This window comes from Gillisella terrae (assembly GCF_004801395.1).
Taxonomy (GTDB): domain Bacteria; phylum Pseudomonadota; class Alphaproteobacteria; order Rhizobiales; family Rhizobiaceae; genus Allorhizobium; species Allorhizobium terrae.
On sequence record NZ_SSOA01000007.1, the window covers coordinates 105,062 to 120,619 of the forward strand.

The window sequence follows — 15,558 nt, forward strand, 5'->3', positions numbered from 1 at the left end:
TTCTCTCTTGTGTGGCATTGAAATGCCCATATAAATTGAGGTCTTGTTTTCCGAGATCACAACGAGAGGCAGCAATTCATATGAATCCAGATGCTTTGACGGTTCTGACGGCGCTTGGCCTGTATGCTGCTGTTGTCATCAGTCCCGGTCCTAACTTTGCTTTAATCTCGAAACTGGCAATATCCGGGGCACGCTCAACCGCTGTGGGCGCGACATTTGGATTGGCCATTGCCGCAACTTTTTATGTGGTTTTGACGATGGCGGGTTTGGCGTTGTTTTTGGCAAAGGTCGGATGGTTGGCAAGCCTTATTCAGATCGCTGGCGGCTGCTATCTTGTCTATCTCGGGGTCATGGCGTGGTTGTCTGGCAAGGCTGATACAGCGAAGCAAGGTGTATCAGCTATCGAAAAAGGCAGTGTTTTGCGCGGTATGCGCATGGGTATGATTGTTAATCTCTCCAACCCGAAAGGAATTGCCTTCTTTATTGGCCTTTATGCCGTTGCCGTGCCGCCGGAGACGGGACTTTTGGCAAAACTGGCAATTCTCGTTGGTGGATTTTTAATCGAGATTGTCTGGTATGGACTTGTGACCGCTCTGTTGTCTCGTCGGCACGCCAAAGCCGTCTATGATCGCTTCGGTCAGTGGATAGAACGCGCGATTGGAACCGCTCTCGCTGGGTTTGGCATACGCCTGATTGCTGAGAAAATCTGATTTTCTCAAATGTGCCGCCCATTCAATTGCATGAGCGGCACAGTTTTAAACTGCTTTAATGCGCGCCGGACATATCGCCGAGCACTTCCTTCGAAGCCACGGTGGAATCGGCATTGAGCTTGTAAACCATCGGCACGCCGGTGGCCAAATTCACACCGAGGATCTGCTCCTTGGTCAGCTTGTCCAGCACCATCACCAGGGCGCGCAATGAATTGCCGTGGGCGGCCACCAGAACGGTTTCGCCCCGCAGCACGCGCGGCAGAATTTCCGTCATGTAATAGGGCCAGACGCGAGCGCCGGTGTCGCGCAGGCTTTCGCCGCCCGGTGGTGGAACGTCGTAAGACCGGCGCCAGATATGCACCTGTTCTTCGCCCCATTTGGCGCGAGCGTCATCCTTGTTGAGACCGGAAAGATCGCCATAGTCGCGCTCATTCAAGGCTTCATCGCGGATGGTTTCGAGGCCAACTTGTCCGACATTGTCCAAAATGATGCCGCAGGTTTTCTGGGCGCGGCTGAGGTTGGAGGTGTAAGCCACATCGAATTTGATGCCGTAATCGGCCAGCGCCTTGCCGCCTGCATTGGCTTCCTGCACGCCCAGTTCGGTCAGGTCTGGATCGCGCCAGCCGGTGAACAGGTTTTTCAAATTCCATTCGCTCTGGCCGTGGCGCACGAGCACGAGGGTACCAGTCATCGACAAATCCTCTCACATAGATCAGTTGGTATCAGCCAGCCCGAGCACATCGAGCATGGAATAGAGACCGGGGTTTTTATCCCGCGCCCAAAGAGCGGCCTTCACCGCGCCTCGGGCAAAAATAGAACGATCACCGGCACTGTGGGACAGCGTGACAATCTCGCCTTCGCCTGCCAGCAGCACCGAATGCTCGCCAATCACCGAGCCACCGCGTAAAGTCGCAAAGCCAATAGAGCCAGCCTCACGCGGGCCAGTAAAGCCGTCACGCACTTTTACCGCCTTGTCCTTGAGATCAACCCCACGGCCAGCGGCGGCGGCTTCCCCCAGCAAAAGTGCTGTGCCAGATGGCGCATCGACCTTATGCTTGTGGTGCATTTCCAGCACTTCAATATCCCAGCCCGCCGCATCCAGCGCTTTTGCCGCCTGCTGCACCAAAACCGAGAGCAGATTGACGCCCAGGCTCATATTGCCGGATTTCACCAGCCGCGCATGGCGCGATGCTGCTTCAAATTTGGCCTGATCGTCTTCCGAGCAGCCGGTGGTGCCAATCACATGCACAATGCGGGCCTGAGCGGCAAGGGCCGCAAATTCCACGGAGGCTTCTGGTCTGGTAAAATCAATCACGCCGTCAGCATGGACAAAGGCGGAGAGCGCATCATCGGTGATCGTGACATCCAGAGCGCCTAGCCCTGCCAATTCGCCAGCGTCCTTGCCCAGTGCACTTGATCCGGCGCGTTCAACCGCCGCATGCAGCACCGCCCCTTCGGTTTCTGCAATAATGCGGATCAATGCCTGTCCCATGCGGCCGCTTGCACCAACCACCACCAGTTTCATAGGCCCTGTGCCACCCGTTGTTGCCATGTTTTCGTCTCCCGTCCAGATATCTCGTCTCAGCGCGTCCAGCGGCGGCCTTCGTGCCGCACGCCGAATTTATCGGGCGATCGCGCATAGGCGGCAAGCCCACACAGAGCGGCTTGCGGGTGGGTGACCACAAAGGTCGGAATTTTTTTCATCATCGCGGTGTGTGGTGCCTTGTCCTCAAAGGCGGCGCGGAACACCGGGCTTTGCAGCAGAGGCGCAATTTTTTGCGAAATGCCGCCCGAGAGGAACACGCCGCCCCGCGCCATAAACACCAGCGCCATATCGCCCGCCAAACGCGCCAGATAGGTCACAAACAGTGTCATGGTTTCGACTGCAACCGGATCGCTGCCACTCAAGGCGTGGGCGGTGACATCGGCGGGGTCAGTCCATTGCGGATTGATACCATCGGCTTTGCAGATCGCATTGTAGAGATGAATGATGCCGCGACCACACAGAATTTGCTCGCCCGAGATGCGGCCTTCAATCTTTTCAATATGCGGGAAAATCTCGAAATCACGCGCGCTGCGCGGGCCAAGATCGACATGGCCACCTTCGCCGGGAACCGGAAACCATTTGTGCTGGGTATAGAGCAGACCACCCACGCCCAGACCGGTGCCGGGACCGAGAATGACCCGCGAACCGATGACGGCTTCTTTGCGCTCACCAATCGGAGCGCTATCCTCAAGCGGCAGGGCGGCTGCGGCCAGCGCCTGCGCCTCGAAATCATTGACCACCAAAACATCGGTGAAACCAAGGGTCTCGATCATCACCCTGGGGCGGATCACCCATGGGCAATTGGTCAGCGGAATTTCATCATCCTTGATCGGGCCAGCCACGGCCAGAATGGCCGAGCGCGGTGCAATGTCGCTCTGATCCAGAATCCGTTCTTTCAATGCCTGATCAATGGTTGGAAAATCTGCCGTGTGAATATTGGCAAATTCTTTCGGCTTTGCATCGGCATCGCTCAAAATCCAGAAACGGGCATTGGTGCCGCCAATATCGCCGACCAGAACCGGAAAGGGGAGGTGGTCATTTTCAACAGGATGAGACATCGAAAAATCCATCTTTCGCCGCGCTGGCGTCTATCGTTAACGGGCAATCGCTGGCAACAGCACTTCTGCTGTCGCCCGGTTCAGTGCCATCGGCGTATCATAAAGGATGGCCAGCCGCATCAATGCCTTCACATCAACGTCATGCGGCATGGGGGTGAGCGGATCAACAAAAAACACCAAAAGCGCCACTTCTTCTTGCGCAATCATCGCGCCGATCTGCTGATCGCCGCCCAGCGGGCCGCTTTTCATGCGGGTGACATTGAGCTTGGGGCAGGCGTCCTGCACCTGTCCGCCGGTGGTGCCAGTCGCAACAATCTGCCAGCCTTCCAGAGCATCCTGATGATGGCGGGCAAAATCCGCCATCTGCTCTTTCATCTTGTCATGGGCAATCAGTGCAATTTTCCGTCGCTCAGCCATGGCTCCCCTCCCAGAATTTCAATCGATTTGATCCCTCTTATATCAAGGTTCAGGCCGATGAAAACCCTCATACTTTCAAGGCTTGGGCAGGCCGACATCTTCCGATGGCAGGTTCGGATCATCCGGTGCGTTTGCAGCCGCTTTCACAGACACAGCACCCGGATTGGTATAAGCTGTCGGGCCACCATAGGTCGCCTGCTTTTCCGAGGAAACGGCAGGAGCATTGAGAATGGCGCTACACGCCTTTGGCAAATCAGACACCATCACCGGGCGCGGCTTTGGAGCCGGTTTTGCATTGGGATCTTTCTTTTTCGGCTCCCATGGCTCTTTGGTAAACCACCACGCCAGCGATTTATCGCAGCCATCTCCTTGACCAATCGAGGCCTGCGGCTTGCAATCGGTGGCACCCGGCGGGCAGAATAGCCGCACATGGAAATGGGCATCATGGCCATACATGGGCCGTAGCTTGCCCATGTTGGTGCGGTCGCCCGTCCATGTATCGCACATCTTCTTCTTGATAGCCGGATTGACGAAAATCCGCTGCACCTGCGGATAGCTGGCGGCCAGCATCAACAGCTTGGCCCGAGCAGGGCTCCATGTCTGCGGGTTGATGGTCAGGAACTGGTCTTTCATGATCATCGAGGTAAACGGCAGGTCTTCACGCTGCTGCACGGTCAGCCGCTTGGCAGGCATAGGGGTAAGCCAAACATCAAAATCCATGCCGATCTGGTGCGAGGCATGGCCGCTGGCCATTGGCCCGCCGCGCGGCTGGGCAATGTCGCCCACCAGCAGGCCGGGCCAGCCGATTTTGGTGGCATCTTTCGACAATTGCTCAATAAAAGCAATGGTGCGTGGATTGCCCCAGCGTCGATTACGCGACAGGCGCATGGCCTGCCATGTTGGTCCATCGGTGGGCAGGGCCACAGCGCCACTCATGCAGCCCCTTGCGTAAGAGCCAATTGGCGAGGCTGGGCCCGCATTGGGCAACGTTGCAGCACCAAAAGCCTGTTTGGCGGGCTGATCGGCAAGGGCTTCACCAAGGCTTGCTGTCGCCATGACCATGGCAAGGCCAATCATGGACGCGCGGATGGATGCGGAATGTTTGGCCAAAGGTCACCTCGGGTCAGTCATGTTGTGTGATTCTCTTCCACGCAAACCTAGACGGAATGGTGGCGTCGGTGAATTGACATTTTGCAGCGCGCGGCCTTTTTGCATGGCCGCAAAGACTATCGCCTGTCTTTCGCCCTCATTTATCGTAGAATGTGCACCAAATCAGATGTTTGAATTTGCAATGCGGGGGTAATTTATGGTGGTCATGCGCGTTGGTGCGAGGTTTCTCGCGCTGATTTTGAGCCTTTTTGCCGGGCATGTCATGGCGCAGGAGCTGCAATGGCGGCACGCCATTGGCATTATTGAGCCGCCCAAATATGCTCCGGGCTTTGCGCATTTCAACTATGTCAATGTCGATGCACCGAAGGCGGGGGAGCTAAAGCTTTCGGCAGACGGCACGTTTGATAGTTTCAACCCGGTGGTTGGCAAAGGGCAGTTGGCACAGGGTGTGCAGGTATTGCTATCCTCGCCGCCTGGCGCATCGCTGGTGACCGAGACACTTTTGAAATCATCGCTGGATGAAGATGGTGTCAGCTACGGATTGTTGGCCGAGGCGCTGGCCTATCCTGACGATTTTTCCTTTGTGAAATTCCGGCTGCGGCCAGAAGCCAAATGGGCGGATGGCCAGCCGGTTACGCCGGAAGACGTGGTTTTCAGCTTTGATAAGTTCAAGGAGCTTAACCCCGCATCCTACAATTACTACAGCCATGTGGTGAAAGCCGAAAAAACCGGCGAGCGCGAGGTCACATTCACCTTTGACCAAAAGGGCAATAAGGAGCTGCCGTCCATTGTTGGTCAGCTGGATATTGTGCCCAAGCATTGGTGGGAAGCCAAGGGCCCGGACGGCAAGCCGCGGGACATTTCCAAAACCACGCTGGAACCCATTATGGGGTCGGGCCCTTACCGGATTGCCTCGTTTTCGCCGGGGGCTTCGGTTCGCTATGAATTGCGCGATGACTATTGGGGCAAAAACCTCAATGTAAACATCGGTTACAACAATTTCAGAACGATTACCTACACCTATTATACCGATCTCAACGTCGCATTTGAGAGCTTTCGCTCAGGCGCTACCGATTTCTGGCCTGAAAATTCTGCCATGCGCTGGACCCGCTCTTATGATTTTCCAGCGGTGACGGATGGCAAGGTCAAGCGCGAGCAGCTTCCCAATGACTATCGAAAAGTCGGTCTGATGATGGGCTTTTTTCTCAACACCCGCCGGGAGCAGTTCAAGGATGTCAATGTTCGAAAGGCTTTGAATTATGCTTTTGATTTTGAGGAGCTGAATCGAACCGTGTTCTTTGGCCTTTATAAGCGCATTGATAGCTATTTTTATGGGTCTGAGTTTGCATCCAAGGGTTTGCCCGAAGGCAAGGAGCTTGAGGTGCTGAATAGTATCAAGCAGGATGTGCCGCCGGAGGTGTTTACCACCGAATACCATAATCCCGTGAACGGGGATCCTGAGAAGCAGCGCAACAATCTGCGCATGGCCATCTCGCTGTTCAACAAGGCCGGCTATGAGCTACGCGGCAATCAGATGGTGTCAAAGGCGACGGGCAAGCCTTTCACCTTTGAGATTTTGCTGGATGGCCCAACCATTGAGCGTGTGGCGCTGCCTTACGCCAATAATCTTCGAAAAATCGGCGTTCAAGTCAATGTTCGCACGGTGGATTCTGCCCAATTCACCAGCCGTCTGCGCGATTACAATTATGACGCGATCTATTATTATGCGGCCCAATCGTCCAATCCCGGCAATGAGCAACGGGATTATTGGGGATCATCGGTGGCGGACAAGCCCGGATCGCGCAATTTTGCTGGCATTAAAGACAAGGGGATCGATGCTCTCATCCAGCAAATTATTTTCGCCAAGGATCGGGCAACGCTTATTCCCACCGTGCGTGCGCTGGACCGCGTGCTGTTGGCAGGTGCCTATGTCGTACCCTCCTACTCGCGCGGTGAGGTCTGGTTGGCCTATTGGAACCGGCTGACCCATCCCAAGGACCTGCCCACCTATTCCACCGGCTTTCCCGACATCTGGTGGTCAAAAGCCGCCACGCATTAGCCCAAGCCTTTGCAAGGCCGCAATTGAGCGAGTACCAATAGCAAAACCGAATCAGACCCACCAAAAAGGATCAATGGATTGGCAAAGCAGCATGGCATGGCAACATCGGGAGGGATTGACTGATGGGTGCTTATATCCTGCGGCGTTTGCTGCTGATGATTCCGACCATGGTGGGCATCATGGGCATTTCCTTTCTGGTCATCCAGTTTGCTCCCGGTGGTCCGGTGGAGCAGGTGGTGGCGCAGCTCTCCGGCCAGGGCGATAGCGCCGATCAGCGTCTGTCTGGCGGTGGGGATATTCTTGGCCAAAATGGCGGCGGTGACGGCTCCACCTATCGCGGTGCGCAGGGGCTGGACCCAGATCTGATCAAGAAGCTGGAAAAGCAGTTTGGTTTCGATAAACCACCGCTCACCCGCTTTGCCGATATGATGTGGAATTACATCCGCTTTGATTTTGGCGAGAGCTTTTTCCGCAACGCATCCGTGCTGTCGATCATCGCCGATAAAATGCCAGTGTCGATTTCGCTCGGCGTGTGGGTGCTTTTGCTGTCCTATGCCATTTCCATTCCGCTTGGCATTCGCAAGGCGGTGAAAGATGGCTCGGCTTTTGATGTCTGGACCTCCGGCGTGATTGTGGTGGGCTATGCTGTGCCGGGCTTTTTGTTTGGCATTTTGCTGATCGTGCTGTTTGCCGGTGGGTCGTTTTACAACTGGTTTCCGCTGCGCGGCCTGACCTCTGATAATTTTGCTGACTTGAGCTGGTGGCAGAAGATTATTGATTATTTCTGGCATCTTACCCTGCCGCTGACAGCCCTGTTGCTCTCGGCCTTTGCCACCACAACGCTGTTGACCAAGAATTCCTTCATTGATGAAATCAAGAAGCAATATGTGGTTACGGCTCGCGCCAAGGGGCTATCTGAACATCGGGTGCTCTATGGCCATGTGTTTCGCAATGCCATGCTGATTGTGATTGCTGGCATTCCGGGAGCCTTCGTCTCGGCCTTTTTCACGGGGTCGCTGTTGATTGAAAACATCTTTTCGCTCGATGGACTGGGGCGGCTCGGCTATCTGTCGGTGGTCAATCGCGATTATCCGATTGTGTTTGCTACGCTTTATATCTTTTCGCTGCTGGGTCTGGTGGTCGGGCTGGTGTCTGATTTGATCTACACATGGATCGATCCGCGCATTGATTTTGAGCGGAGGGATGTCTGATGACAATGACCTCTGAAACCCAAGTGGCACAGCCTAAAAAGCCGTTTCTGTCGCCGGTCAATCGCCGCCGCCTTGATAATTTCAAAGCCAATAAGCGCGGCTATTGGTCATTCTGGATTTTCATGGTGCTGTTTATCCTCAGCCTGTGTGCCGAGCTGATTGCCAATGATCGCCCGATTATCGCCTCCTACAAGGGCGAAATCCTGTTTCCGATTGCGGTGAACTACCCGGAAGAGAAATTCGGCGGCTTTCTGGCGGTAACGGATTATCGCTCCAGCTTTGTCTCGGATGAGATCAACGCCCACGGCTGGATGATCTGGCCGCCTATTCGCTATTCCTACCGCACTGTCAATTCCGAAATCCCGCACTCCGCCCCCACCCGGCCATTTTGGCTGATGGACAAGCAAGAGCGCTGCTCGGCCTATCCCAAGGGCGTCGATGATCCCAATTGTATCATTGGCAATATGAACTGGCTGGGCACGGATGATCAGGCCCGCGATGTGGCCGCACGCATGATCTATGGTTTTCGCATTTCTGTGCTGTTTGGCCTGACACTGACGATTTTCTCCGCCATCATCGGTGTCTCTGCCGGTGCCGTACAGGGCTATTTCGGCGGCTGGACCGACCTTTTGATGCAGCGGTTCATCGAAATCTGGTCCTCGGTGCCGGTGCTCTACATTCTGCTGATCATTGCCTCCATTCTGCCACCCGGTTTCTTTGTCCTTCTGGGCATTATGCTGCTGTTTTCCTGGGTGCATTTTGTCGGCATTGTCCGGGCAGAATTCCTGCGGGCCAGAAACTTTGAATATGTCAACGCCGCCCGCGCTTTGGGCGTTGGCAACTGGACCATCATGTTCCGCCACCTTCTGCCCAATGCCATGGTGGCAACGCTGACGTTCTTGCCCTTCATTCTCTCCGGCTCGATCACCACGCTCACCTCGCTGGATTTTCTGGGCTTTGGTATGCCGCCGGGGTCTGCCTCGCTGGGCGAGTTGATTGCCCAAGGAAAGCGCAATTTGCAGGCCCCATGGCTGGGGTTAACCGCCTTCTTCACCATGGCGATCATGCTGTCCCTGCTGATTTTTGTCGGCGAAGCGGTGCGTGATGCCTTTGATCCGAGGAAGACATTTAAATGAGTACGCCGCTTCTCTCCGTCAAAGATCTCTCCGTCGTCTTCCACCAAGGGGGCAAGGAAAGCCTTGCCGTCAACCACGTCAGCTTTGACATCATGCCCGGAGAAATCGTGGCGCTGGTGGGTGAATCCGGCTCTGGCAAATCGGTGTCGGCATCGTCTATTTTGAGGCTGTTACCCTATCCGGCGGCCAGCCATCCGTCCGGCCAGATCCTGTTTGAAGGCCGCGATTTGATGGCTTTGAACGAGCGCGACCTCCGCGCAGTTCGCGGCAATGACATCACCATGATCTTTCAGGAGCCGATGACCTCGCTCAATCCGCTGCACAGCATTGAGCAGCAGATTGGCGAGATTCTGGCGCTACACCAAACCATCACCGGCGATGTTGCCCGGCAAAAAACGCTGGAGCTGCTGCGCCAAGTCGGCATCCGCGATCCAGAAAAGCGCCTTGCTGCCTATCCGCACGAACTCTCCGGCGGTCAGCGCCAGCGGGTGATGATTGCCATGGCCTTGGCCAATCGCCCGAAATTGCTGATTGCAGATGAGCCAACCACGGCGCTGGATGTGACCGTGCAGGCGCAAATTCTGGAGCTGCTGGCTGGATTGAAAAGCCAGCATGGCATGTCCATGCTGTTCATCACCCACGATCTGGGCATCGTGCGCAAATTTGCCGACCGCGTCTGCGTGATGACCAAAGGCGAGATTGTCGAGACTGGCCCGGTGTCCGAGATTTTCGAGCATCCGCAACACGCCTATACCAAAAAACTGCTGGCAGCCGAACCCAAGGGCGAACCGCCGAAAGCCGACACCTCCAAACCCGTGGTGATGCAGGGTCAGGATATTCGCGTGTGGTTTCCCATCAAGGCCGGATTTTTGCGCCGGGTGGTGGATCATGTCAAAGCGGTGGATGGCGTTGATCTCACGTTGCGGGCAGGCCAGACTCTGGGTGTGGTTGGCGAATCCGGCTCCGGCAAGACCACGCTTGGCTTGGCGCTGGCGCGGTTGATCTCCTCACAAGGCCGCATCAGCTTTATCGGCAACAACATAGACGGCTATTCCTTCAAGGCCATGCGCCCCTTGCGCGATCGTTTGCAGGTGGTGTTTCAAGACCCGTTCGGCTCGCTCAGCCCGCGCATGTCGATCAGCGATATTATCGCCGAGGGGCTGAAGGTGCATGAGCGCGGCCTCTCGGTAAAGCAGCGCGACGAGCGCGTTTGCTGGGCGCTGGAAGAGGTGGGGCTGGATGTGGCGACCCGCTGGCGTTACGCCCATGAATTTTCCGGCGGTCAGCGTCAGCGCATCGCCATTGCCCGTGCCATGGTGCTGAAACCGCGTTTTGTGATGCTGGACGAGCCAACGTCGGCGCTGGATATGAGCGTGCAGGCGCAGGTGGTGGACCTCTTGCGCGATCTCCAGACACGCCACGATCTGGCGTATCTGTTCATCAGCCACGACCTGAAGGTGGTAAAAGCGCTGGCCAACGACATCATTGTCATGCGCTCCGGAAAAGTTGTTGAGCAAGGCACTGCGGAAGAGGTTTTCCGCGCGCCAAAACAAGACTATACCAAAGCTCTCCTCGCCGCCGCCTTTGACCTGAAGGCCATGAATATCGGTGGCATCCGCCAGTAAAACCTTTTGTCTTCAAGGAATATCCATGTCTGCAAAGCCGTCCGTGGTAATTGACCTCAAGTTTTCGCGTGAAGCCATGGATCGGGCGCTGGCAAGCGCCTTTCAGGATCGAGAGGTGATCGATCTGGGCAATCCAGACCATGCCGACAAGGACATTTCTGAAGCGACTTACGCGATTTTGTGGAAGCCCGGCCCAACGCTGTTTCAAAAGGCAACCAGTCTGCAAGTGCTGTTTTCCGGCGGTGCAGGCGTGGATCATGTGCTGACCTTGCCCGGCCTGCCGAACCTTCCCATTGTGCGCTTTGTCGATCGCAGCCTCACCGACCGGATGAGCGAATGGGTGGTTCTGAACTGTCTCTATCACCTGCGGCGGATGCCGCAGTATCTCAAGCAGCAGCGCGAAAAGCTCTGGCATGAGATTGCCATGCAGCCCGAAGCGCGCGAGGTCACCGTGGGTGTCATGGGCCTCGGCGTGCTGGGGCTGGATGCGGTGCGCAAATTGAAGGTCATGGGCTTCAACGTTATCGGCTGGTCACGCCGCAAGAAGGAGATCGAGGGTATCGAGACCTTCGATGAGGACCATATCGATGATTTTCTGGCCCGCACCGATATGCTGGTTGGCCTTCTGCCGCTGACCAACGAAACCCGTGGCCTTTACGACAGCAGCCTGTTTGCCAAGCTGAAACAAGGCGGAGCACTGGGCAAGCCGGTGTTTCTCAATGCCGGGCGCGGCGGCAGTCAGGTCGAGACGGATGTGATTGCTGCCCTCGAAAAAGGCGTGCTGGGCGCGGCCTCGCTGGACGTGTTCGAGAAAGAGCCGCTGCTGATTGATAGCCCACTATGGACTATGGAAAATGTGGTCGTGACCCCACATGCCGCAGCAGAATCCGATGTTCGGGCGCTGTTTGCCCATGTGGAAGCGCAAATTGCCCGTTTTGAGGCCGGTAAGCCTTTAGAGCATGTGGTGGATCGCGCATCGGGCTATTAGAGTTTGTCAGGGAAAAGTGGAATCTGGTTTTCCCGAATAGGCAAACGAAAACAAGGGAATCGAGAGTCTGTCTGGTTCAATTTGAACCTGACAGAGTCTCGCGGATCAGGAATTTTGCAAACTTACTGGACAATCGCTGTCATTTTTTTGATAAGTTTGCTCAGAAAGTGGTCATTGGATTCGGTGGCGCTAGAGCATGTCGCCTGAAAGTGTGGGCGGCTCCAGGAAGAAGACATGCGAAAACAAAACTATAACCTGTCCGTGTTTCACGCAAAAGGTTATCGGTAGGACGGCTCTTTCGGGGTCGGGAAAGTGCGGCGGGACAGATGGCCAAGTCAGATATTGCAAGGCGCGTATATAATCACGCTTGGAAACTGGATCCTATTGTCCGCAGCCTGCTGGATACAGATTTTTACAAGCTCCTCATGCTGCAAATGATCTGGAAACTCTATCCAGATGTGAACGTGTCTTTCACCCTGATCAATCGTACCACCACCGTGCGGCTGGCTGATGAGATTGACGAGCAGGAATTGCGCACCCAGCTTGATCACGTGCGCACGCTCAGCCTCAGCAAAAAAGAATTGATCTGGCTGGCAGGTAATTCTTTCTATGGCCGCACGCAGATTTTCGAGCCGGAATTTCTGGCCTGGTTTTCCACCGTACGCCTGCCGCCCTACGAGCTGTCGAAGCGCGATGGCCAATATGAACTGACCTTCCATGGCCGCTGGCTGGAAACCACATTGTGGGAAATCCCGGCTCTGGCCATCATCAACGAGTTGCGCTCGCGCGCGGCCCTGAAATCCTTGGGTTATTTCTCACTGGATGTGGTCTATGCCCGCGCCAAAGCCAAGATGTGGGAAAAGGTCGAACGGCTGAAAGAACTCCCCGGCTTGCGCATTTCCGATTTCGGCACCCGCCGTCGCCACAGTTTTTTGTGGCAGCGCTGGTGCGTTGAAGCCTTGAAAGAAGGCATTGGCCCGGCTTTCACCGGCACCAGCAATGTGTTGCTGGCGATGGATTCCGATCTGGAAGCGGTGGGAACCAATGCCCATGAATTGCCGATGGTGGCAGCGGCGCTGGCCAAAAACGATGAGGAACTTGCGGCAGCACCCTATAAGGTCTTGCAGGATTGGAACAAGCTCTACAACGGCAACCTGTTGATTGTGTTGCCTGATGCCTTTGGCACGGCCGCTTTCCTGCGCAACGCGCCAGACTGGGTGGCCGATTGGACCGGTTTTCGCCCTGATAGCGCGCCGCCAATTGAAGGTGGCGAAAAAATCATTGCATGGTGGGAAAAAATGGGTCGCGATCCGCGCCAGAAACTGTTGATTTTCTCAGATGGTCTGGATGTTGAGGCGATCATTCAAACCTATCGCCATTTTGAAGGCCGCGTGCGGATGGGCTTTGGCTGGGGCACCAACCTGACCAATGATTTCATTGATTGCGCCCCCCATGAGATTGCAGGCCTAAAGCCGATTTCCATTGTCTGCAAAGTCATGGAAGCCAATGGCAGGCCCGCAGTCAAGCTCTCGGATAACCCGCTGAAGGCAACGGGCGAGCCATCAGAAGTGGAGCGCTATCTGAGATTCTTTGGCTCTGAAGATCGGGTGAATCAGGTGGTCAAGGTTTAGGGACAGTATCTTTGTGGCTCTCTATCCATTGCCCTAGCGCCTCAATGACCTTGAGCCGCAAGCTTGTTTTGCGCGCCATTGCCTTTAGCAACGTGCGATCATTGCGTCCAAATCCCATCTCTTGCATGACGTCGGATGGCGTCATGCCACGCGCTTTCATGATAGTTTCAATATCAAAAATCGTCTCGGGCAGCAGGTAGCGGCCATTGGCGATCAAAGCTCTGGCCGCAGGTTCGGCTGGAGGGGCGGAAACAGGCGATTCTTGTGTCAAAAGCCACTCGCCAAACGCGCGGCGCTCATTGTCTTGCGCCTTTTTCCATGCGTTTTTCATCTTTTGTAGCTGGCTTCGTTCTGGCCGTAGGCCAGCAATTTTCAGCGCAGGGCGCAACGAAGCAATCCTGCCAGCCACAAAATCACTATAGGTGCCAGGAAATTGGAGGCGAAGGCGCTCAAGATCTGCGGCCTTTTTCGCTTTATCTTTTTTGGACATCATCACCCGGTCAGTTTGCCGATCAGCATATTTTAAGATGCTTTATCCGCAATGGTCACCTTTCTCCATGCAAAAGCGCTCTTGCTGAGAACGAATACGGCATGCGGCATTTTCGCACGCCACTTTAACCGGCGACAAGGTGCGATGAGGCGCGTTGGGCTGTCTCTGATCTGTTCTTGATCACATTGAGCACGACACTATGGAAGTCTTTGAAAAAGATGCTGCCCCACCAGTCACAATAGACATTGATTGGGGTTCTAATTCGATAGCGGCTTGTGAGCGTAAGCTGGGTATTGCCATTGGCGAGCGGCTTGAGATGGTAGTCGCCGTTCGTGAGCTTGAGATATTGACTATCGACGTTGATATGACCTTCAATGGCAGCAGGAATTGAATCCGGTGAAAACCGAAAATCCCAAGAAAGAAAGCGATTGGTTTCCCAGCCAGTGATCACTTCTTCAAAGCGGATGTTTTTGCTCCATTTCAGGTGGCGCACAGCGTCAATGCCCGCGCCAGTCAACACGGCGTCTTGTGGCTGCGGTACGCCGAGCACACCATGGCTGAAGGTGAATTGCAGCTCGCTCGGATCGATATTGCGAATCTCGACTGTATTTCGCCAGACGATATCAACAGGTGCCGCGATCTCGATAACGGTGGTCACCTCAGCATTGTGATCGGGATAGATCAGGTGAGGCTCAATCGGCAGTCCGATGAAGGGGAGAAGAATGACCAAGGTGGCGCGTCTGGGAGAGCGGAATTTCCGAATGATGGCCAGCGTGAGCAATGATCCCAAACTCGATCCCGAGATAAAGAGTGGCAGGCCCATAACGACACAAATGATACTCTCTTTGAAAAAGATCACGGTCAAGACGAGACCAATGCCCACAACAAGCCAACCGAGCTTAACCTGCCGCCACCGAGTGCTTTCACCTCTTGGATCATGAATACTCGTGGCAAGGCTTGCGATCGCCATCGGCATCAAGACGAGCCCACCGATGAAGCGCATCGCCTTATTGTCCTCGGCACCGGAGCTCGACCAAAACAGACCATAAAGCAAAAGCGCATAAATCAACGCAACAATGACGGCAATGGAAAGACGTTCACCAAAAGATGGACGGACGGGCCTCTGTTTCATTGCATTCACGGCGCTGTACTCCAGGGTATACGTGTCACTGTCGTGGTCAGGAGAACGATTACCATGGACGACCAAGCGGTCGTCAATCTTTTACAGCGTCCTTTGCGCGCCAAATACGGCGCACAAAGGACGCTGTAACACATTTAAACTGCTGCATAATTTTCACCTTAAATCGATTCCGATTTAAGGAATTATGCAGTAAGATCGAATATTGTGCCACTCAATCGGCAAAGCCTACCCTTGCGGCGCGGAAATTTCTGTGATTACGGCCTTTACGTCCCAAAGCAAAAGATGCCTGGAAAACGCTAAGCGGCACACCAAACTCATACTTGATATCGGCAAGGCAAAGAGAGTGACATCGTGAATATCACGTTTAAAGCTCTGCGATCGAACTCACACGTTGTGTAAAGCACACGTCTCTTTAGATCGTAAGATGTTGTTGAAA

General features: G+C 54.9%; 14 protein-coding genes. 7 read left to right on the forward strand and 7 right to left on the reverse strand.

Features of this window, described 5'->3' with window-relative positions:
• The first annotated feature begins 80 nt into the window (after positions 1 to 80).
• The gene (locus tag E6C51_RS13920) at positions 81 to 710 is read left to right on the forward strand and encodes a LysE family translocator (RefSeq protein WP_190236408.1); all 630 of its coding nucleotides are present in this window, start codon (positions 81 to 83) and stop codon (positions 708 to 710) included.
• A 55-nt stretch (positions 711 to 765) separates the two neighbouring features.
• Here the strand turns inward: E6C51_RS13920 and E6C51_RS13925 are convergent, their stop codons facing one another.
• The 5 genes from E6C51_RS13925 to mepA form a co-directional block, all read right to left on the reverse strand.
• Entirely contained in the window at positions 766 to 1,401 is a 636-nt protein-coding gene (locus tag E6C51_RS13925; RefSeq protein WP_146932455.1) for a 2,3-bisphosphoglycerate-dependent phosphoglycerate mutase, read from the reverse strand.
• Positions 1,402 to 1,422: 21 nt separating this feature from the next.
• Entirely contained in the window at positions 1,423 to 2,235 is an 813-nt protein-coding gene (gene dapB / locus E6C51_RS13930; RefSeq protein WP_190236456.1) for a 4-hydroxy-tetrahydrodipicolinate reductase, read from the reverse strand.
• Between the two features lie 56 nt (positions 2,236 to 2,291).
• Positions 2,292 to 3,314: a glucokinase gene (locus E6C51_RS13935; RefSeq protein WP_146932452.1), complete on the reverse strand. Its 1,023-nt coding sequence runs from the start codon at positions 3,312 to 3,314 to the stop codon at positions 2,292 to 2,294.
• Between the two features lie 36 nt (positions 3,315 to 3,350).
• A complete protein-coding gene (locus E6C51_RS13940) occupies positions 3,351 to 3,731 on the reverse strand; it encodes a methylglyoxal synthase (protein WP_146932450.1) in 381 nt (126 codons plus the stop codon).
• 75 nt (positions 3,732 to 3,806) lie between these two features.
• Positions 3,807 to 4,793 (reverse strand): penicillin-insensitive murein endopeptidase, encoded by a 987-nt coding sequence (gene mepA, locus E6C51_RS13945; protein WP_407920812.1) that lies wholly within the window; start codon positions 4,791 to 4,793, stop codon positions 3,807 to 3,809.
• A gap of 253 nt (positions 4,794 to 5,046) precedes the next feature.
• Here mepA and E6C51_RS13950 point away from each other — a divergent pair, with 253 nt between their 5' ends.
• The 6 genes from E6C51_RS13950 (at position 5,047) to pncB (ending at position 13,491) form a co-directional block, all read left to right on the forward strand.
• Positions 5,047 to 6,900 carry an extracellular solute-binding protein gene (locus E6C51_RS13950; protein WP_407920813.1) on the forward strand — a complete coding sequence of 618 codons (1,854 nt, stop codon included), beginning with the start codon at positions 5,047 to 5,049 and terminating at the stop codon, positions 6,898 to 6,900.
• 122 nt (positions 6,901 to 7,022) lie between these two features.
• Entirely contained in the window at positions 7,023 to 8,111 is a 1,089-nt protein-coding gene (locus E6C51_RS13955; RefSeq protein ID WP_146932446.1) for a microcin C ABC transporter permease YejB, read from the forward strand.
• A gap of 5 nt (positions 8,112 to 8,116) precedes the next feature.
• The gene (locus E6C51_RS13960; RefSeq protein WP_407920814.1) at positions 8,117 to 9,247 is read left to right on the forward strand and encodes an ABC transporter permease; all 1,131 of its coding nucleotides are present in this window, start codon (positions 8,117 to 8,119) and stop codon (positions 9,245 to 9,247) included.
• Entirely contained in the window at positions 9,244 to 10,872 is a 1,629-nt protein-coding gene (locus tag E6C51_RS13965; RefSeq protein ID WP_190236410.1) for an ABC transporter ATP-binding protein, read from the forward strand. Before E6C51_RS13960 ends, E6C51_RS13965 begins: the two co-directional genes overlap by 4 nt.
• A 25-nt stretch (positions 10,873 to 10,897) precedes the next feature.
• The gene (locus E6C51_RS13970; RefSeq protein WP_190236411.1) at positions 10,898 to 11,860 is read left to right on the forward strand and encodes a 2-hydroxyacid dehydrogenase; all 963 of its coding nucleotides are present in this window, start codon (positions 10,898 to 10,900) and stop codon (positions 11,858 to 11,860) included.
• A gap of 326 nt (positions 11,861 to 12,186) precedes the next feature.
• Positions 12,187 to 13,491 carry a nicotinate phosphoribosyltransferase gene (gene pncB / locus E6C51_RS13975; RefSeq protein ID WP_190236412.1) on the forward strand — a complete coding sequence of 435 codons (1,305 nt, stop codon included), beginning with the start codon at positions 12,187 to 12,189 and terminating at the stop codon, positions 13,489 to 13,491.
• Here the strand turns inward: pncB and E6C51_RS13980 are convergent.
• On the reverse strand, positions 13,481 to 13,879 hold the full coding sequence (locus E6C51_RS13980; RefSeq protein ID WP_330999771.1) for a hypothetical protein: 399 nt from the start codon (positions 13,877 to 13,879) through the stop codon (positions 13,481 to 13,483). The two genes, pncB and E6C51_RS13980, sit on opposite strands and share 11 nt — an antisense overlap.
• A gap of 226 nt (positions 13,880 to 14,105) precedes the next feature.
• Positions 14,106 to 15,188, reverse strand: coding sequence for an SRPBCC family protein (locus tag E6C51_RS13985; protein ID WP_230987309.1), 1,083 nt, complete (start codon positions 15,186 to 15,188; stop codon positions 14,106 to 14,108).
• Positions 15,189 to 15,558: the final 370 nt, after the last annotated feature.